This window comes from Methylobacterium sp. J-076, from assembly GCF_022829405.1.
GTDB lineage: Bacteria > Pseudomonadota > Alphaproteobacteria > Rhizobiales > Beijerinckiaceae > Methylobacterium.
In genome coordinates this window covers 1-17,272 of the sequence record NZ_JAKSXW010000069.1, presented here as the reverse complement: position 1 = coordinate 17,272, position 17,272 = coordinate 1, and the positions used below count along the sequence as shown (strand labels likewise).

Annotated in this window: 20 protein-coding genes and 2 pseudogenes; 12 read left to right on the top strand and 10 right to left on the bottom strand. The window is 65.2% G+C overall.

Annotated features, from left to right (window positions below):
• From gspG to MKK53_RS05125, 3 genes and pseudogenes are all read left to right on the top strand, one after another.
• Nucleotides 1–465 (top strand): type II secretion system major pseudopilin GspG, encoded by a 465-nt coding sequence (gene gspG, locus MKK53_RS05135; protein WP_243927486.1) that lies wholly within the window; start codon nt 1–3, stop codon nt 463–465.
• A 2-nt stretch (nt 466–467) separates the two neighbouring features.
• Nucleotides 468–914, top strand: coding sequence for a prepilin-type N-terminal cleavage/methylation domain-containing protein (locus MKK53_RS05130; protein ID WP_243927484.1), 447 nt, complete (start codon nt 468–470; stop codon nt 912–914).
• Between the two features lie 44 nt (nt 915–958).
• Nucleotides 959–1,126 (top strand): annotated as a pseudogene (locus MKK53_RS05125) (IS630 family transposase); the annotation flags it as partial.
• Nucleotides 1,127–1,148: 22 nt separating this feature from the next.
• Here MKK53_RS05125 and MKK53_RS05120 read toward each other — a convergent pair.
• The 3 genes and pseudogenes from MKK53_RS05120 to MKK53_RS05110 form a co-directional block, all read right to left on the bottom strand.
• Nucleotides 1,149–1,262: pseudogene (locus tag MKK53_RS05120) on the bottom strand (IS5/IS1182 family transposase); the annotation flags it as partial.
• Between the two features lie 492 nt (nt 1,263–1,754).
• On the bottom strand, nt 1,755–2,276 hold the full coding sequence (locus MKK53_RS05115) for a DUF1993 family protein (RefSeq protein WP_243927482.1): 522 nt from the start codon (nt 2,274–2,276) through the stop codon (nt 1,755–1,757).
• 230 nt (nt 2,277–2,506) lie between these two features.
• Nucleotides 2,507–3,937, bottom strand: a complete 1,431-nt coding sequence (locus tag MKK53_RS05110; RefSeq protein ID WP_243927480.1) for an IS1182 family transposase — start codon at nt 3,935–3,937, stop codon at nt 2,507–2,509.
• 307 nt (nt 3,938–4,244) lie between these two features.
• Here MKK53_RS05110 and MKK53_RS05105 point away from each other — a divergent pair, with 307 nt between their 5' ends.
• The gene (locus MKK53_RS05105; protein WP_243927478.1) at nt 4,245–4,550 is read left to right on the top strand and encodes a DUF930 domain-containing protein; all 306 of its coding nucleotides are present in this window, start codon (nt 4,245–4,247) and stop codon (nt 4,548–4,550) included.
• Between the two features lie 216 nt (nt 4,551–4,766).
• On the top strand, nt 4,767–5,399 hold the full coding sequence (locus tag MKK53_RS05100) for a tyrosine-type recombinase/integrase (protein ID WP_243927476.1): 633 nt from the start codon (nt 4,767–4,769) through the stop codon (nt 5,397–5,399).
• 291 nt (nt 5,400–5,690) lie between these two features.
• On the opposite strand, the gene MKK53_RS05095 is transcribed toward MKK53_RS05100, so the two are convergent.
• The 3 genes from MKK53_RS05095 to MKK53_RS05085 form a co-directional block, all read right to left on the bottom strand.
• Nucleotides 5,691–6,284 carry a hypothetical protein gene (locus MKK53_RS05095; RefSeq protein WP_243927474.1) on the bottom strand — a complete coding sequence of 198 codons (594 nt, stop codon included), beginning with the start codon at nt 6,282–6,284 and terminating at the stop codon, nt 5,691–5,693.
• 45 nt (nt 6,285–6,329) lie between these two features.
• Nucleotides 6,330–6,929 (bottom strand): hypothetical protein, encoded by a 600-nt coding sequence (locus MKK53_RS05090; protein WP_243927472.1) that lies wholly within the window; start codon nt 6,927–6,929, stop codon nt 6,330–6,332.
• A 243-nt stretch (nt 6,930–7,172) separates the two neighbouring features.
• Nucleotides 7,173–8,690, bottom strand: coding sequence for an FAD-dependent monooxygenase (locus MKK53_RS05085; RefSeq protein ID WP_243927470.1), 1,518 nt, complete (start codon nt 8,688–8,690; stop codon nt 7,173–7,175).
• A gap of 604 nt (nt 8,691–9,294) precedes the next feature.
• Between MKK53_RS05085 and MKK53_RS05080 the strand changes: the two genes are divergently transcribed.
• From MKK53_RS05080 to MKK53_RS05065, 4 genes are all read left to right on the top strand, one after another.
• Nucleotides 9,295–9,738, top strand: coding sequence for a MarR family winged helix-turn-helix transcriptional regulator (locus MKK53_RS05080; RefSeq protein ID WP_243927468.1), 444 nt, complete (start codon nt 9,295–9,297; stop codon nt 9,736–9,738).
• A 1-nt stretch (nt 9,739) separates the two neighbouring features.
• Nucleotides 9,740–10,108, top strand: coding sequence for an antibiotic biosynthesis monooxygenase family protein (locus MKK53_RS05075; protein WP_243927466.1), 369 nt, complete (start codon nt 9,740–9,742; stop codon nt 10,106–10,108).
• Nucleotides 10,109–10,224: 116 nt separating this feature from the next.
• Entirely contained in the window at nt 10,225–10,404 is a 180-nt protein-coding gene (locus tag MKK53_RS25550; RefSeq protein WP_243927568.1) for a hypothetical protein, read from the top strand.
• Nucleotides 10,358–10,696: a nuclear transport factor 2 family protein gene (locus MKK53_RS05065; protein WP_243927562.1), complete on the top strand. Its 339-nt coding sequence runs from the start codon at nt 10,358–10,360 to the stop codon at nt 10,694–10,696. The genes MKK53_RS25550 and MKK53_RS05065 overlap by 47 nt, the downstream gene beginning before the upstream one ends.
• A gap of 91 nt (nt 10,697–10,787) precedes the next feature.
• On the opposite strand, the gene MKK53_RS05060 is transcribed toward MKK53_RS05065, so the two are convergent.
• The gene (locus MKK53_RS05060) at nt 10,788–11,510 is read right to left on the bottom strand and encodes a helix-turn-helix transcriptional regulator (protein WP_243927464.1); all 723 of its coding nucleotides are present in this window, start codon (nt 11,508–11,510) and stop codon (nt 10,788–10,790) included.
• An 87-nt stretch (nt 11,511–11,597) separates the two neighbouring features.
• Between MKK53_RS05060 and MKK53_RS05055 the strand changes: the two genes are divergently transcribed.
• A complete protein-coding gene (locus tag MKK53_RS05055; RefSeq protein WP_243927463.1) occupies nt 11,598–12,011 on the top strand; it encodes a VOC family protein in 414 nt (137 codons plus the stop codon).
• Between the two features lie 396 nt (nt 12,012–12,407).
• A complete protein-coding gene (locus tag MKK53_RS05050; RefSeq protein ID WP_243927461.1) occupies nt 12,408–12,797 on the top strand; it encodes a hypothetical protein in 390 nt (129 codons plus the stop codon).
• 239 nt (nt 12,798–13,036) lie between these two features.
• On the opposite strand, the gene terL is transcribed toward MKK53_RS05050, so the two are convergent.
• The 3 genes from terL to MKK53_RS05035 are packed head-to-tail and all read right to left on the bottom strand — an operon-like array spanning nt 13,037 to nt 16,521.
• On the bottom strand, nt 13,037–14,566 hold the full coding sequence (terL, locus tag MKK53_RS05045) for a phage terminase large subunit (RefSeq protein ID WP_243927459.1): 1,530 nt from the start codon (nt 14,564–14,566) through the stop codon (nt 13,037–13,039).
• Entirely contained in the window at nt 14,563–15,018 is a 456-nt protein-coding gene (locus tag MKK53_RS05040) for a hypothetical protein (protein ID WP_243927457.1), read from the bottom strand. Before MKK53_RS05040 ends, terL begins: the two co-directional genes overlap by 4 nt.
• Before the next feature lie 9 nt (nt 15,019–15,027).
• On the bottom strand, nt 15,028–16,521 hold the full coding sequence (locus tag MKK53_RS05035; protein ID WP_243927455.1) for a DNA modification methylase: 1,494 nt from the start codon (nt 16,519–16,521) through the stop codon (nt 15,028–15,030).
• A 515-nt stretch (nt 16,522–17,036) separates the two neighbouring features.
• On the opposite strand from MKK53_RS05035, the gene MKK53_RS05030 reads away from it, so the two are divergent.
• Nucleotides 17,037–17,272, top strand: a 236-nt coding sequence (locus tag MKK53_RS05030; RefSeq protein WP_243927453.1) for a hypothetical protein, incomplete at its 3' end; no start/stop codon positions are given.

Here is a 17,272-nt window from a genome sequence, read left to right as displayed (position 1 = left end):
ATGAATCGGCTGAATTCTGAAACATGCCCTGCGGCGGCGGCCGGGCCGCGCCGGGGCCGAGAGCGCAACCGCCAGGACGGCTTCACCCTGGTCGAACTCCTTGTCGTCCTGGTGATCCTCGGGTTGGTGATGGGCCTCGCCGGTCCCCGGGTGCTGGGATACCTATCGAGTTCGCGCGAGCGCACCGCCAAGCTGCAGATCGAATCCTTCTCGTCGGCCCTCGACCTGTTCTTCCTGGACAACGGTCGCTACCCGAACACGAACGAAGGGCTCCAGGCGCTGGTCCAGCGGCCGGCCTCGGCCGAGAACTGGAGCGGCCCCTACCTGAAACAGGGTGCCGTCCCGGCCGATCCCTGGGGGCGGCCCTACGAGTATCGGGTGCCGGGCAAGGCGGCGCCGTACATGATCAGCTCCCTCGGGCCTGACGGGCAGCGGGGGGACGGCAGCGCGATCAGCCGGGAGTGAGTATGCGGCGGGCGGGCCGCGACGGCTTCACCCTGATCGAGGCCCTCGTGGCCTTCGCGATCGTCGCGGGCGCCACCATGGTCGTGCAGCGCAGCCTCGTGCAATCCCGCGTCGCCACAGCCCAGGTAGCGGACCGCATGGCGCCGGACTGGCTGGTGCGCAGCCTCCTCGCCGAGCCTCTTTCGGACTTGGACATGAACACGGGCGGGCGGTCCGGTGTGGAGGGCGGGCGGCGGTTTGAGGTTCGCCTGACGCCGCTGGTGGATATTGATGAGGACCTCGCCATTCAGCCGGCCGACCGTACGCCCAGCCGAGCCGATAGGCAGGTCCGGTGGCAGCCCATGCGCGTGTCGATTTCGGTCGAAAAGAACCAAGCGCAATGGCTGACGGTACAGACCGTCAAGCTGGGGCGCGTACGCATGACCAAGCCGGGCTTAGATGGTGAATGACGGGGATGCGCGTCCAGTGATCGTGATCCCGCAAACTCTCCCGGACCCGACGCCGCGTGCGACGTAGCTCCGTCACCGGCGTCGTCGACCTCCAGGCCGCGATCAAACGCTTCATCGCCGAGCCTAACCGGCGCTCCAGGCCTTTCGTTTGGACCAAACCCGCCACCGACATCCTCGCCACCTTCAGCCGATCCCCTGAACCCTCCGTCTGAGTCGGAGCAGTAGAGTCCGGATTAATAAGCCGCTGATCACGCGCCGGTCGTCCACGCGCTCCTTGCCCTGCGTGTCGTACGGCAAAAGTGGTGCGATCCTCGCAAACTGCTCGTCCGTCAGCCAAAGATGATTCATCGGCCCCTCGATAAGAGCCGTGAATCACACCCCACCCATCCGCGCCACCGTTATAGGTCCGGACGCTAGGCCTTGAAGTGCGTTGCCGAGGAGGTCCCCGCTCAACGGATCGACCATTTTGCTTATGATGCCGATACCCCGGGACACGCCGCGGATCGTGCCGGTGAAAACCTCCTCGACCTCGTCCTGCGGTCCGAGTTCGGCCAGCCAGAAGGAGCAGGCCTGGAACGCGGCTTCCTTACGCTCGGCATGGGATTAGCGGCAGAGGAACGGGCCGCGCCCGAGCTGATCGCCCATCGCGTCGAGGACCCCTTATCCCGACCGTCGAAGCCGAACCGCACTGCCAGTCCAAGGGAGGCGCCGAGCCGCTCGGTGCCACGGTAAAGCGTGTAGGCCTGGCGCACCCCTGCACCAGCTGTGCTGCTTCATGGCGTCAGGCGTGCGTTCGCTTGATCCGGCTGGTTGGCATTGGCCCTAAGCGAGCCGGAGTGACTACTGCGCGGTATGAATGTTCGGCGGCCCGAGATGCTGTAGAAAATCCGGTTTGCCGAGGCTCACTCCTGCGCCGCGGAGGATCCCGTAGGCTGTTGTCACGTGGAAAAAGAAGTTTGGAAGCGCGAAGTCCGTGAGATAGGCCTGCCCGCTGAAGCGGTATCCCATGCCGTTGGGAAACTTCAGCTCCACTTCCCGCTCCGCGCCTGAGGCCAACGCCGCCCGATCAATGCCTTCGACGAAGGTAATCGTCCTGGCACAGCGCCCCTTGAGTTCAGCGAAGGTCGCCTCGACGTCGGGCATCGAGGGCGATTCGATGCCGGCAAGCCGTGCCACCGCGTTCTTCGCGCTGTCGGACGCCATTTGATACTGGGCTGGCAGTGGCTTCATGTCCGGAGCCAATCGCCGGATGAGCAACTCGGCTTCGGGCTTTTCCGACGCCGCCTTGTCAAGCCACGTGCTCATGTTACGAAGCGCGTTGACGAAGACAGGGACGCTGACGTCGTGGATGCTGATGCTCATCTGTCACGGCTAAGGCACCTGCTTTGAAAGACTGAGTGAGAAAGCGCACACCGCGTAAGGGTGGGTCAAATGACATTGCCCGCCCGCCGACGGACGTCCACTTCTGGGAAATGACGGGAGCGGCCTGGGCGGCTCGGTTAGGTCGGTGATCGAACGTCTGCTCGGGGTGGAGGCTGTGTGGAAACGGGTTGTGTCGGAAGCGGTGACAGCCGGAGCGAGCCGTTCCCGGCTCATCCGCGCATCGCGGCTATAAGCCCTGGCGCTCCGAGGAGGGCGATGGCCCGCTTCACGTTGTAGGCGAGGACGTGGAGGCTCATCTCCGTCCCGACGTTTGGAAGCCTCCGCATCTTGAAGTGGCTGCGTCCCATCCAGTCCTTGATCGTGCCGAACACATGCTCGACGGTCCGTCGCCGGATGCGCATGGCGTCCGGCCTACGGTCGAGCCGATCCTGCATGGCTTCCACGACATGCTCGTGCTCCCAGCGCGTCACCCGTCGCTCGTTGCCGGTCGTACAGCCGGGCTTCAACGCGCATGATCGGCAGTGGCTCGACCAGTAGCGGTTCAGAACGAGACCGTTCTCGACGGTGGTCGTGCGCTTGATGAGGGTCTCGCCGGCAGGGCACCGATAGGTGTCGCTCGGCGCATCGTAGAGGAAGTCCAGCTTGCCGAAGCGCTCCTCCGCCTTGGCCCCGGAGGTCAGAGGCTTTGGGCAGATCGGTGTGACGCCCGCCTCTTCGCAGGCCAGGACCTCCGCTCCTGAGAAGTAGCCGCGATCGGCGAGGATCGTCAGGTGCTCGACCCCGGTCGCGTCCTTCGCCTGCCGGCCCATGTTGGCGAGTTGGGTGCGATCATGGCCGAGGTTCGTGACCTCATGTGCCACGACGATATGGCTGTCCGTATCGACGGCCGCTTGGACGTTGTAGCCGACGAGGCCCGTGCCCTTGCCGTTCGTGGCCATGGCACGGGCGTCCGGGTCGGTCAGCGAGATCTGACGGTCGGGCACGGTCTCGACTTCGTGCGCCATGGCTTGCAGCGTGCGCATCTGCTGGCGAAGCGCCGCGATCCTCTCTTTCAGGCGCGTCGTGCGCATCTCGCCGACGTCCGCCTCCTGCCGGTCGGCGGTGTCGAGCTTATCGAGATAGCGCTCGATGCTGGCCTCCACCTGCGCCAAGCGGAGGCGGATCGCGCCGGGCGTGTAGTTCTTGTCGCGCGTATTCACGGCTTTGAACCGACTGCCGTCCGCCGCCACCGTGCCGCCGGCAATGAGGCCGATCTCCCGACACAGGACGACGAATTGCTTGCACGCTGCCCGAACCGCTTCGCCGTTGTTGCGTCGAAAGTCCGCGATCGTCTTGAAGTCGGGAGCGAGCTTGCCGGTCAGCCACATGACCTCGACATTGCGGCCTGCCTCGCGCTCGAGGCGTCGGCTCGACTGCACCTGGTTCATGTAACCGTAGAGGTAGAGCTTCAGGATCGTCGCCGGATGATAGCCGGGCCGCCCCGTCGCAGCCGCGCCTTCAAAGCCAAGTGTGGCAAGGTCCAGTTCATCGACGAAGACGTCGATCACCCGGACCGGGTTCTCCTCGCCGACATAGTCGTCGACGCAATCCGCCAGAAGAAGCGCTTGGCGCCGCTCGCAACCTTCGATGAAACGGCCCATTCGACCCCTCCAGCGCTCCCAAAAAGGTAGCACAACAGGGCGTTTCCACACAGCCTCGGTGGGTTTCCGACCGTCTGCTCATGAGCGATCAACTCATTGAAACGGACGCCGTGGTCTCGCTTTTGCAGCGATCCATCTCAGATCCCAGCGGCATACCATCAAGCTTGGCCATAGAGGTGCCTAAATCGCCGCTCAAGCAACGGCCATGTTCCGACTGCAAACGCTTTGCCTGACCACTCTTTGCGTTCTGGCCTCTGCCCAATCTGCCAGCGCGGGCGGGCAGCCACCTGACGCACGGGACCGCTTGATGCTCAAGGTGGAACTCGGAACGCGGATCGAGCAGCGATGTGATGCAAGAGCGGGCGGTGAAGTTTCCCGCCAGCATCCGGGCTTCGAGGCCGATAAGGTGATCGCCTACGCCCTGTCCAATCCGCAGGAGCACGGAACAGAAGTCGTGGCACCGGGTGCGGTCGTCAGGAGCCGAGGCCATTGGTTCCGGCTTTCCTTCCGCTGCAAGACTACACCGGATGGGCTCGGGATCGTGGCATTCGAGCACACCCTTGGGTCAGAAATCCCCGGCTGGGATATGAGCAAGCTCTACCACGGCGATTGAGCGTGGGAGGGTATCTCCGCCTGACGCTACGGCCGACATCTACCTCGGCCAAACTTGCATGGCATCAGTCTGATCGCTGCTTTCGGACAGCGTCGATGGTGGCTTAAGCGGCCGCGTTGGGTCGCCAGCGGAACATCCGCATCTGCCTTACATCTCCAGAGCCTCGGTTCGGGTGTCTCCTCGCCTTGTCGGCATGGGCCGGCAAGGAGACAGACGATGGGACACTCTGCACACGATCCGGCTACGAAAGGGCGACCGGCCTGGAACGCCGGCCGCAAGCTCGGCGCCAAGCGGGCCCTCAAACCTCAGCAGGTCTGGGCCATCCGCTTCTGGCTCGACCGCGAACGGCGCGTGCGCGACCGTGCGATGTTCGACCTCGCCATCGACAGCAAGCTGCGCGGCCGCGACATCGTCAAGCTCAAGATCGGCGACCTCGTCAGCGGGGGTCGCGTCCGTAGCCGGGCTATCGTCATCCAGCGCAAGACCGGCCGACCAGTGCAGTTCGAATTGCTTGAACCCGCTCGTACCAGCATCCTGACATGGCTGGAGGCCCGGGGCGGAACGCTCGACGACTATGCCTTCCCAAGCAGGCTCGACGGCGTCATGCACATCAGCACCAGGCAGTATGCGCGGTTGGTCGATGAGTGGGTGACTGGCATCGGGCTGCGGAGCGAGGATTACGGGACCCACTCCCTCCGTCGCACGAAGGCGTCGTTGATCTACAAACGGACCGGCAACCTTCGTGCGGTCCAAATCCTGCTCGGCCATACCAAGATCGAGAGCACGGTTAGGTACCTCGGTGTCGACGTCGAAGATGCCTTGACCCTGGCCGAAGGCACGGAGATTTGAGCGTTCGGCCCCTCGGCTTCAGTGTCGAGGGGCTTTCAGAGCAGCCCGGCAGAAAAGCGCCCATCCCGGCCATTCGGCGGTTCTCAGCGACATCCTCAAAGCGGACATGGGCGAAATCGAGTGCCGAGCATAGCGCTTGCGCGTCGTGGATACCCTGCTGGAAATGCTGCGCACTCGGACCTAGCCATCACCACCAAAGATGACGGCGCCTGCCCGCTTGCAGGCGCATCGGCACGTTTATGACGCTCTCCACCCCTGGCCTCGTCTAAGGATACGGCGATCACGTACTCCTCATGGCGGCGCGTTCGTTCCGCTGACCAATGTTCCGAGTACGGAAGTCAGCGCGTTCAGGCCGATCATGATATCGGTCGGTTTCACGACGCCCGCCGGCCCCCACCCCACGCCGCCACGGCATCGGATGAGCGCCAAGCCGATCGGTCCCAGCTGAGCCATATTCGCGGCGTCGATGGCGACACCTTGCGCCAGCCGGACAAAGGGTTGTCCCGCGGCTTCCGCGGCGCGCTCGAACAGGCGAACGATCCCGGGCTCGCAGCAGATGGCAGCGGGATCGATACCCTGGTCGATGACGATCTCCAGTTGGCGCCGCGCCGCGATCCCTTCGAACGCCGCGACGAGGTCGATCATAGCCGTGCTGCGCGCGACATCGTCACAGGACTGGACGGTAACGCCGAAGATCGCGCGACCCGTGACGACGAAAGTCGGGAGAGGCTCGACATCGACGCGCACGACCGTGACCGTGACGTCGTCCCGCGTGGATCCGATCCGCTCCGCATCGAGGATGCATTCCGCCATTCCGGTCAAGGCGTCGCGCCGGCCCGACATTGGGACCGTCGCCGCATCGACGGTCTGTCCGGTCAGCGTCACACGCAGGATCGAAGACGCCGACAGGGCGGGGACGATCCCGACCGGCTATCCCGACAGTTCCAGCGCCGGACCGGCTTCAGCCGCGACTTCAAGATAGGCAACGATCTCGTCGGGGGACCGCCTCGCGCTTGGGGGCATCTCGGGGGCGAGCCCCTGCGACTGCAGGGCTTCGCGCAGGGCAACGCCATAGTCGTCATCCAAACCCAGCAAGTCCGGATCGATCCGTCGGACGACGGCTCTGCTACCGAACCGCGGCAAGCCGAATCGCCCGGCCGCATCCGTGACGAAGGCGACGACCTCGATCGCGTGTCGCAGGGGTGAGCCTCCACGGATCACGTTCTCGACCGCGGCGATGCCTATTGGCACGCCGAGCGTGCCGTCGTAGCGGCCGGCATCCTTGCGCGTATCGATGTGGCCACCGACGACGATGGCCGGGCCGCCTGGGATCGATCCCTCGATCCGACCGATGAGGTTGCCGACGGGATCGCGCCGTGTCGATAGGCCCGCTTCCTCCATCCAACCGATAACGAGCGCTTCGGCCTCAGACTGTTGCGGGCTGAAGATTCGTCTCGTCAGGTTCCATGGGTATGCGCTGATCCGAGCAAGGCGTTCGATGCGCTCGATGATGATCACAGCCGCGCTCATGGCGATCCGCCGATGATGGGAGTTGCGCCGGCGGTATGCACCTTCTCTATCATCGCCCGCTGCGCGCGATCCAGGATCTCGGCGGCTTAGCGCTTCTCGGGAGACAGCACGGGGCCAGCGTCGGCCATGGCGACCTCATCTCGGAGTGAAGGCGAGACTGACCGCTGACCGGTACGGGAATATGACGCGTGCGTATCAATTCTTCGCAGCGGGGCGCAGGCGAGGCCGTTCAAGTGCGCGCCATCAGTCGCCAAACCATCGCGTCGCGGCTTGGCCGAGGGCCGCCTCGTCGGGAGCGCTGTCGCTGGCCCAGGCGACGATCCCGTCGGGCCGCACCAGCACGGCGTGCAAGCCCATCTCGTCCTGCGCGGTCCCCACACCATAGCCGATCCTGGCGGGCCATCTTCGTGTGAGATCCCGAAGCGACGGGCTCGACGTGAAATCCACGAGCAAGCCTTTGCCGTCGCGCATCAGGGCTCTGGCTCGCCGCCCGTCACTCAGCGCCAAGTCGGGAACGCTGCGACCGACCAGCGGGTGATCCTCGCCGAGATCGTAGCGAAGCGAGACACCCCAGACGCGCTCGGCGAAATAGGTCGCGCCGTCCGGCGTCTCGATGAGGTCGCGCACGATGGCTTCGAGCGCGCGCGAACTCGCGCTCGGGCGCATCAGAGCGACCTGGGCCCGCGACAAATCGAGGACGCGCGCACCGACCGGATGCCGCTCGTGCTCATAGCTGTCGAGGAGACCGGCCGGCGTGTCGCCCCGTATCGTGGCCGCGAGCTTCCAGCCGAGGTTCATCGCATCGCCGAGCCCGAGGTTGAGACCCTGGCCGCCCAACGGCGAGTGGATGTGAGCGGCATCGCCCGCCAACAGCACGCGGCCGTAGCGATACGCGCTCGCCTGATGGGCGCGGTCGGTCCAGGTGGTCGCGAGATGGAGGCGGGTCACCGTGACGTCGGTGCCGGAGATTCGGCGCAGGACCGCTTGAACGTGCTCACGCGTGATCGGTGCGGAGCGATGGAAGGTGCCTCCGTCGAAATCGGCCATCGCGAGCGTGCCGGGCGGCGTAAACAGATACATGCCTTGGGCGGTGTAGTGCCGGCCGGGCTTGAGGGCGCCCGTGCCGGACAACTCGGCCTGGACCGAGTACCCGGTGAACTCCGGTTCGGTGCCGATGAAGGCGATGCCGGCAGCCTTGCGCACCACACTGCGGGCGCCATCGCATCCGACGAGCCAGCGGCCCCGGAACGATCGGCCGCCAGCCTGGACGACCACCGACCCATCGATTTGCGTGAAGCCTTCGACACCCGCGCCTCGCAGGACCGCAACGCCCGTCTCCTCCGCTCGCGTGACCAGAACAGTCTCGATGCTCGCCAACTCCGCGGCGAGGCTGCTGACCGGGCCGGGCAGGCGGTAGGGCCAGCGCGCGGTATCGATCCGGTCGTGGAAGAACTGGATGCCGGCGAAGTGACCGCCCGGACGGCGGGCTTGCATGAGGAAATGCGCCGTTCCGGGCGTGGCGGGGCTGGCCGCGCAGGCCGCGATCGCGTCCAACAGACCGCGGCGGTCGAGGCTTTCGATCGTCGGGACGGACAGGCCGCGCAGCCCGAACGGCGCGCGCTTCAACGGCGACGACGGATCACCCTCTCGTTCGAGGACCAGCACCGAGCAGCCGGCCAGCGATAGCTCGCAGGAGAGGAACAGGCCCACGGGACCGGCGCCGGCGATGATCGTGTCGTAGAGCGTGGTGGATGCGGACATGGTCGGGCTCCAGGGTCGTTGTTCGACCGGAGCGTTTCCCAAACCTGAGACCCGCGCGGACGAACGGCCGGACGCGCGAGGGCGTCCTTCGTTCGTCGCGGGGATCTGCGGCAGGGGGCCAAAGACCAGAGCTTCCGTCACCGGAAGGACTTGGGCTTACCAAACCAAGTCTGCCTTTTCCGACATCGCCACGATAGCGCGATGGTGAGATGACCGCAACGGCCACGCTACAGCCGATGCGATGACTCCGATTCTCGAAATCTCACACCGGGCGGAAGAGGTGCAGTGATCGTTTGCGCTCATCCCAAGGTGCCACGCTCACCCAACCGCACGATCGACAGCTTGGGGACCCGTACACGACCGTCCGTTGGCGACGTGATCGAGTGTGACGGCGATGGCCCGTTCGGGAACTGGCCCCTCTGAGGCCGACCGTCGTAATTTGCCCTTCCGGGTCACGGAACGGACGGGCCTTCTGGGCAGGCGTAGAGGCATAATTTTGTCTAATTGACGAAATTCGTCATCATGCTACATTTGCTCCATGTCGCATAGTCCAACCGTCTCTGCCGAACCGAAGTCTCGCCTGCGCCGGGCCTATGTCGGCTTCGTGATCGAGGTGTTCCGACTCAACGGTGACCAGCTCGCCGTCGGGAACACGCTCGGCGCCGACCTCGGATTGACCAGCGCGCGCTGGCAGGTCCTGGGCGCGATCTCCCTCTCCCCCGTCCCGCTGCCAGTGGCTCACATCGCGCGCAACATGGGACTGGCCCGACAGGCCGTGCAGTATTCCGTGGATGAGATGCGGGCCGATGGCCTCGTCCGCCTCGAACCCAACCTGCACCACAAGCGCGCGATGCTCGTCGCGATGACCGATAAGGGTGAAGCGGCCTATCGCGAGGCGAGCGAACGCCATGGACGCTGGGCCGAATCCTTGATGGCCGATCTGTCGCCGGAGCGGATCGAGGCCGCAAGCGAGCTGCTGCGCGACATCCAGTGCCGCATCGCAAGTTCCACCGCCACCCCGGCCTCCACTGGGATCAAGGAGATCTGAGATGCCGAAGTTCGTCGAAATGGGCCAAGCCGTCACGTTGGGCGATCAACTCAAGTCCGAGGAAGGACCGGTGATTCTGATCAACACCTTCGTCACATCCCCGGACGATGCCGATAAGTTGCTCGAAGTCTGGACGGGCGATGCCAGCCTGATGAAGGCGCAGCCGGGTTTCATCTCGACGCAGCTGCATCGCGGCATCGCGGGAAGCGGGGTCTTCCTGAACTACGCCATCTGGCAATCGGTCGCCCACTTCCGGTCCGCCTTCACGAACCCAGCGTTCCAGGCGAAGCTCGCCGACTACCCGGAGGGTGTTACGGTAAGCCCGCACCTGTTCAGGAAAGTCGAGGTCCCCGGCATCTGCACCGCCTGAACGGGAGCGGCGACACCATCGTCGTCCGGGTCGAAATCGATGAGCGAACCACTGCCGGGCCGTCACCGGGATTCCTCGGTGACGGCAAACTGTATCAGAGACGAGGGAGGGAGCCGATGGATCGATCCACCCTGCAGAAATTCGTCGACGAGGCGATCATCCGCAACGTGATTGCCCGCTACGCCGACATTGCGACCAGAGCCGATTACGAGCTTTCACAGCTTATGGACGGACGATGGCGAGTTCGTCATCGGCGAGGCGCCGAACGGGCATCATTCGACTGGGCCGGCGAGTAACGTCGCCCTGTTCCGCGAGTTGCGCGCCGGCAAGACGTTCTTCGTGCAGTTCGCGCTGCCCGGCGTGATCGACATTGCCGGCAATGAGGCGACCACACGCACGTTCATCCATGAGAGCGCACAAGGAGCTGACGAGACCTACTACCGCTGCCATTGCATCGCGTTCGACCGATTGCATCGCTCGGGCGAGAACTGGCTCTTCAAGAGCCGGTCTTTCCAATATCTGTGGCTCGATACCGGACCCTTCGCAGGCAACGGGTTTCCGCTCTTCACGGCTCGATCCGGCAACTGACGTCCTGCGGCGAGCGCTGCGTTGTGACGGTCCTGAAGAAGAGCGGTCGGTTGCAGATGTCCCGCGAACGTTGGCTCCCGCCGCGGGGGGCTCACCGGCCATGGGGGCTGCGCGAAGTCGCCGGGCTCGCCTCCTCGTGCCTGAGCTGTTCGAGATAGGACCGTAGCAGGGAAGCCCGCCGGGGGCGGAAGCTGCCGGTGCCGGTGCGGGCATCGCGGATGCGGTCCAGCCGGAACATGCGGAACGCCTCGCGCCGGAGGCACCATGCCAGGACGACCGAACGCTGCTCGGTGTACACAATGGCGAGCGGCAGGATCGTGCGCTGCGTGTCGGCTCCATGCTCGTCCGTGTAGCGGAGGGTAAGCCTCTCCTCCCGCCAGCACGCTTCCCGGATCAGGGCCGTGTCGGGTGTGGCGGCAGGCCGGGCCTCGGGCCGGTAGACCTTGGACACGGCATGCAGCAACTGCTGCTCGCGCTCGTCGGTGAGGGTGGCGGCCACCTTGGCCAGCACCGAGGCCGAGGCGCGGGCGAGGTCCGGATCGCCCATGGCGCCGACGGCGGCCATGCCGATTGCCAGCGCCTCGGTCTCCAAGCGGTCGAAGGTTTGGGGCGGTAGGGCGACGTCCTCGGTCAACCGATAGCCGTAGCCACGCTCCCCTTCGATCCGCGCGCCGGCCGCGCGCAGGCTGTCGATGTCCCGGTACAGGGAGCGGAGCGACACGCCCGTCTCCTCGGCGAGGCGCTTGGCCGTGAGCGGTGGCGGCAGCACGCGCATGGCGTGCAGCAGACGAAAGAGACGGTCACTCCGCGCCATCGCGCAACTGCCGGGTTCTGTCAGTTGGGCGTTGGTACAGTCCGGTCATGGGGCTGACAACGGCCCCGAGTGGAGTCGGAGACGACCATGACCGTGCAAGTGACGACGCACCTCAATTTCGACGGCCGGGCACGGGAGGCGCTGGCCTTCTACGCCAACGTCTTCGGCGGCGAGCCCACCCTCGTCACCTACGGCGAACTGGCCGGCGTGACGGACCCGGAGCAGGCGCAAAAGGTCATCTGGGGGCAGGTCGCCTGCGAGACCGGCTTTCGCATCATGGCCTACGATGTCCAGCCCGAGCGCCCGTGGCATCCCGGCGAGAATGCCTTTTACGTGTCCCTGCGCGGCTCATCCGAGGACGAGATCACGGCGTATTGGAATGGCCTCAGCGCGGGCGCGACCGTCCCACAGCCACTCGGACCCTCGGCTTGGTCGCCTCTCTATGGCATGCTGAAGGATCGATTCGGGGTCACCTGGGTCGTCGATCTGACATCGTCCTAACGCCTCCCGGCCAGCCGCCAGCCTCTTCGAAGCCGTGCAGGCCGACCTCACCTTGGCCCCTTGGACAGCAAGTTCGACGTCGTCCTCGTGGGGGGAAGCACCGTCGGCAACTTTGCCGCACGGCGGCTACGGCCGGGTACGTGAAATGGAGGACCGCGGTCGCTGCGGCTCCCACGATGACGATCAGCGCGATGATCCTCACCATCGGGTGGTCTCACCCTTCTGCGTGCCGTGGACCCGCCAGAGGCGTGCCACCGCGATCCTGCCAAGGCGACACCGTCGGCGCCACCCCGCCCGCCGGTCTTCGCCCTGAGGAGCTCACGGTGACGTGATCCCGCCTGTCGCGCTCGCGCCTCCCGTCGGGTTGCCTCTTGCCGGTGGCCCGCCGACGCGGCCGTGCTTGGAGCGGTCAGGACGATCGTAGCGTGGATCCACCGACGCGCGGATCGTATCGCCTTCAACACGAACGCGAACTTCGGCGCGCTGGGGGCGGTGTTCGAGAAGGACGGGGTCGGCATCCCAGCCCTGCGGATCTTCACCGACGGGACGATGGCGGTGTACTTCGAGCACATGCTCGGGAAACCGGTGTTCGATGACCTGGAGCTGCGGCAGGAACTGCTCGACCGCCTAAACGCGGTGCCCGGCATTCGTCTACCGCCCGATGCGGTCTCGAAGCGCAAGACCATCCCGCTCGCGGGCCTATCCGCGACCTCTATCGATGCATTGCTCGCGGCGATGGACTGGTTCGCCGCCACGCTCCACGCCGGTCAGGCGAAGGAGCGCTGACCGTGTGGACACGCCTGATTGCGATGCTCATTTCGCCTTGCTCGCCATGACTGAGCTATCGCTAGCATCACCCTCCGACTGCAGTCTGATCTGTGACGCCGACCGACGACGGGCATGTCACGCGGAGATCGAGCACCGGACGGGGGAGTGCGGTTTGATCCGGGGCCATGATACGCGAAGGCTTTGCTGGGCTCGCACCGAGCGTCGGCGGTGAAGCCGCGGTGCAGATCGTGAAGCGCTCAGCCTAATCCTGGCGGCCCATCGAAGCCTGCGCGTCTCCGCCGACCGACCATCGGGTCCGTCTCATCCTCTTCATCGTTCTCAACGCCGCGACGCTCGATATTGCGGCGGGTCGGATTGCGACGCTGCACCGGTCGAAGTTGGGCGGTCTTCGCCGTGAGGAAGTCGAGCGCCTGCGAGGTCGCATCGACCTGATCGTCACTGCGGCCGAATGGAAACGCCAGCAACTCACCGACGTAGCCGTGCGTCCAGGGCTCCCCCTCCGCGATCACGACCTGGCCGGCTTCGAATCGCGCACTTTGAGCCAGAAGCCGCGCGCGCTTGTCGTAGCGCGGCCGTCTGAGATGCATTGTCATGCTGCTGGTACGGCGTAGATCCTGCTGTAGGCTGCGGCCAAGCTCGGTGTCCTCGATCAGGCTCTCATCCGGACGCCAGCTGCGCGTGCACTCGAGGATCTTGCGGCGCAGGTCCGGCACCTCCCAGCGACCCCGTACCTGATCGAGAAGATAGTAGTTCTCCCCGTCCCAGCCCCAGAGCTGCCCGACCGAGTAGCTGCTGGTCGCGTCGAGCGTCGAGGCCGGGTCCCAACTCGCCACGAAGTACACGAACGCCGGATCATTGAAGTCGCGCTCGGAGTATCGCAGCCACTCGCGGCGGATCACGTTGCCGTCCGGTGGTACGGGATCCTGCAGGTACATCGCCGCAAACGTCATCGAGCCAACGGCCGCGAGCATCTCGTCGAGCACCTCACGCGGCTCGCGCGCGGGGTCCAGGACCTCACCTTCAGTACGATAGTAGACATCGTCTTCGTCCGCTCCGATCCGATAGCGAGCCGCCTCCGGCGCGATCGCGGGTAGGACCAATTCGTCCCAATCTCCAGTCCGCCGGACCTGCCCGATCAGGTCGTCCTCGTGCAGGCGCTGCGAGACCAGGACGATGGCACCGCGTCGCTTGTCGTTGAGGCGGGTGCGGTGCGCGGTGTTCCAGAGATTTATTTGCCGGCGGCGTACGGCCTCCGAGAACACAGCATCCGGACTCATCGCGTCGTCACCGATGATAAGATCGGCGCCGCGCCCGAGTACGGGTCCGGCAATCGAGACCGCGTAGCGGTAGCCGCGCTCGGTAGTGATCGTCTCGAGCTTGCGGTCGCCGCCGCGCTTGATCGTGAAGGCTGGGAATGTCGCCCTGAACCAGGCGCTGGTGACGATGGCCCGGAAGGCGGCGGCGTGGGTCTGCGCCAGATCGGCGGAATAGGAGGTGCAGATGATCCGAAGCCGTGGATTGCGACCGAGTAGCCAAGCGGTGAAGGCGACGGTGACCAAGAGCGATTTGCCCGAGCGCGGGGGGACGTTGATGATCAGTCGCCGAGCCTCGCCCACCTCGACGCGCCGCAAGGCCTCCGCGACGGCGTGCAGGTGCCAGTTGTCGATGAACGGAGTGCCGGGCTCGAGGGTCGCGAAGCAGCGCTCGTAGAACAACATAAAGTCCGAGCGGAGGAGCACCTGGTACAGGCGCGCCTCCGGGCTCATGGGTCGGCCTCCGGTTCCGGATGATCTTCGACAGGTTCATCGTCCTCAGTCTCGCGGTCGAGCGTGCGCAGACGCCGCCCGACGGCCCTGAGAAGCGAGGCCTCCTCCTCGGGCAGCAGTGTGTCGGTATTCTGGGCCTGCGATGACCGGGCAAGCCGAGCCTGTCGCCGCTGCTCGAGGAGCTTGGCAGCCGAAACGTTGCGCTTGGAGGCCGCCTCGAAAAGGAAGTGGTCGATCGCCTCGTCGCGGGTGACCTTCACCACCCTGCCATCGACCCGCATCGAGAGCTTGCCGTCGAGGAAATCCTCCCTCGACTTCGGACGGCCTTTGCGCCCCCAGGGGTTGCGTGTTTCACCAGGCTGAATGCGGAACTGGGATGGTGGCCGGCCGTAGCCGACCTTCTCGTCATCGGACGCCGCTGTCGGTGCGTCAGGCCTGGGATCGCGAGGCATGGGGTGGCCTCACGCGGTCGCGGGGCCACACCGCTCCGCCCTGGTCTGGGCGAAGGTGCGTCCAGTCGCCTCGAGGACGGCTTCGGCCTTGGTAAAGGCCTCGAGCCGGCGCACGGCGGTATCGACGTAGATTGGATCGATTTCGACGCCGTAGCCGACCCGGCGCGCCCGATGCGCCGCCACCAGCGTCGAGCCGGCGCCGGCGAACGGGTCCAGCACCGCATCCCCTCTCGCAGTGACGTCGAGAATGGCGTCGTGCAGCAGGGCGACGCTCTTGGGTGTCACGTGGCCGTCAAGTTCGTCTCGGGTCCGGCCGAAGGCGGTCGCACCCGCGTAATGCCACACGTTCGAGCGCCAGCGCCCGTTTTTCCCTAGCTCGACATTGTTGATGTGCGCAGCCGAGCCGAGCTTGAAAGCGAAGATGAGTTCATGCTGTGATCGCCATAGCGTACCCATGCCTGCATTTGACTTGACCCACGGGATCAGATTCTTGAACGAGGAGTAGACCGCCCGCCCTGCCGTCAAGATCTCGTAGGCATGACGCCAGTCCATGAAGTACAGGGCGAGGGACCCGTCGAGGGAGTGCATCGCAGCGTTGCGGAACGCGGTCGTAAGGAAGACGATGAACTCAGCTTCCGTCATCTCTCCGGAGGCCATGGCGAACTCGCGCGCCCCTTGGCGGCCCGAGACGTGACCCTCTACGCGTACATTGAAGGGTGGGTCTGCTAGGACGAGGCGCGCCTGCACCTGGTCCATCAGGCAGACCAACGCGTCGGGGTCGAGGGTGTTCGCGCAGATCAGGCGATGGCCGCCCTTGAACACCCAGCAATCGCCGACCCGGGACACGGTCGGCCCGGTGGTCTCCGGTAGAGCGTCGGCCTTGTCGACCTTCGCGTCGGTGCCGCTGAGCTGGGTATCGATCTCGCCCGTCGAGAACCCGCTGAACACCGCGAGATCGGGATTGATGTCGAGCACGTGCGTCAGCTCGATCTTCAGTGCCTCCGGATCCCAGGAGGCCATCTCCTCGATCTTGTGTAGGCTGATGCGCAGGATGCGGACTTCGTCGTCGGACAGATCATCGATGTAGGTGACCGGCACCTCGTCGAGGCCGACCGTCCGCGCCGCCGCGTAGATACTATGTCCGGCGATGATGGTCCCGTCGCGACGCACCAGGATCGCCCGCACGATGCCGAAGTGTCGGATGTTGCGCTCGAGACCTTCCTTTTGGTGTCGACCCGCACGGCGGAGCTTGATCTTCGAGGGGGTGAGACTCGCGATCGAAACGTGGTCGACGCTGATGCGCCGATAGTTCGTCGGGCTTGCTCGCACCGACGCATCGGCTTGGTAGTCGGGCTGCGAGCTTCCCGCACTGGAAGAGCCAGCTGTAACGGCTGGCGCAATAGCAGTCTCTGCCAGCGTCGGCTCGGACGCCGGCAGAGACTGCTGCAGCGAAGGTTGGTGAGTACGAACGCGCTTGCGCGCGACTGGGATCTGTCCCGTCATGATGCCCTCGATGTTGAGGCACAACACGAGTCAAGCCGAAGAACGCGACTGATGCGATCTCCGATCGAGGCTCCTGTCAGAGTGCCTGCATCGAGGACGATTGACCGTCCTTGACCAGAATTCCCTCAACGGTGGGCGCCTGAACCCTTCCGTTTCTGGCCCGAACATCAACCAAGCCGCCTCACGCTGTCAACCAAAATCGTTCGGTTCGAACGAAAATATTGATCAGGCTTCGAAATTCTCTTGCTGAGGTTTCAGCGATCGCAATTCCCATTTCAGGCTCAGGAAGTTTCCCATTTCCCAGACGTGCGAGCGGAGACCAGTTCGAGCCTGACTGCGTCCACCACCAGGGGGTCTTGCGTAAATCGCAGGATCCCGGTGGTCGTCGAAACCCTCGACTTGTCAGTAACTTAGCTCGAGCGTCCTGCTTCAGCCGCGTCTCTGTCGCGTCTCTGGGGCCTGATTACCGGCCATTCTGCGCCCGGTCTCCACGGGCCACATCCCCGTTTCCTGCGATGCTGCTCGCGGCCCTGGTTGGGTCCTTCGTCGACCGCACCAGCGGACGAACGTTGTTCGCCCGTTGCCGGAACCCGCCGCTTTGGCTGTTCGCTTCCATGAAGCCAATCGCCTGGATGGCGGGGGAGGACACCGCAACCGGCCAGTGGGCGGTCCTCCAACCGGGGACGCCCTTTGCGTTCTGGCCGCCCGATGAGGTGCTGCCCGGGGTAAACCATGGCCACCCCTGCCTGGG

Bases quoted from the DNA above. Each gene is read 5' to 3' on its own strand.
- MKK53_RS05055 (WP_243927463.1), top strand. From the start codon at position 11,598: ATGACCGTGCAAGTGACGACGCACCTCAATTTCGACGGCCGGGCACGG.
- MKK53_RS05040 (WP_243927457.1), bottom strand. From the start codon at position 15,018: ATGCCTCGCGATCCCAGGCCTGACGCACCGACAGCGGCGTCCGATGAC.
- MKK53_RS05105 (WP_243927478.1), top strand. From the start codon at position 4,245: ATGCTCAAGGTGGAACTCGGAACGCGGATCGAGCAGCGATGTGATGCA.
- MKK53_RS25550 (WP_243927568.1), top strand. From the start codon at position 10,225: ATGGATCGATCCACCCTGCAGAAATTCGTCGACGAGGCGATCATCCGC.
- MKK53_RS05035 (WP_243927455.1), bottom strand. From the start codon at position 16,521: ATGACGGGACAGATCCCAGTCGCGCGCAAGCGCGTTCGTACTCACCAA.
- MKK53_RS05130 (WP_243927484.1), top strand. From the start codon at position 468: ATGCGGCGGGCGGGCCGCGACGGCTTCACCCTGATCGAGGCCCTCGTG.
- MKK53_RS05060 (WP_243927464.1), bottom strand. From the start codon at position 11,510: ATGGCGCGGAGTGACCGTCTCTTTCGTCTGCTGCACGCCATGCGCGTG.
- MKK53_RS05075 (WP_243927466.1), top strand. From the start codon at position 9,740: ATGCCGAAGTTCGTCGAAATGGGCCAAGCCGTCACGTTGGGCGATCAA.
- MKK53_RS05085 (WP_243927470.1), bottom strand. From the start codon at position 8,690: ATGTCCGCATCCACCACGCTCTACGACACGATCATCGCCGGCGCCGGT.
- MKK53_RS05100 (WP_243927476.1), top strand. From the start codon at position 4,767: ATGGGACACTCTGCACACGATCCGGCTACGAAAGGGCGACCGGCCTGG.
- MKK53_RS05115 (WP_243927482.1), bottom strand. From the start codon at position 2,276: ATGAGCATCAGCATCCACGACGTCAGCGTCCCTGTCTTCGTCAACGCG.
- terL (WP_243927459.1), bottom strand. From the start codon at position 14,566: ATGAGCCCGGAGGCGCGCCTGTACCAGGTGCTCCTCCGCTCGGACTTT.
- gspG (WP_243927486.1), top strand. From the start codon at position 1: ATGAATCGGCTGAATTCTGAAACATGCCCTGCGGCGGCGGCCGGGCCG.
- MKK53_RS05090 (WP_243927472.1), bottom strand. From the start codon at position 6,929: ATGAGCGCGGCTGTGATCATCATCGAGCGCATCGAACGCCTTGCTCGG.
- MKK53_RS05110 (WP_243927480.1), bottom strand. From the start codon at position 3,937: ATGGGCCGTTTCATCGAAGGTTGCGAGCGGCGCCAAGCGCTTCTTCTG.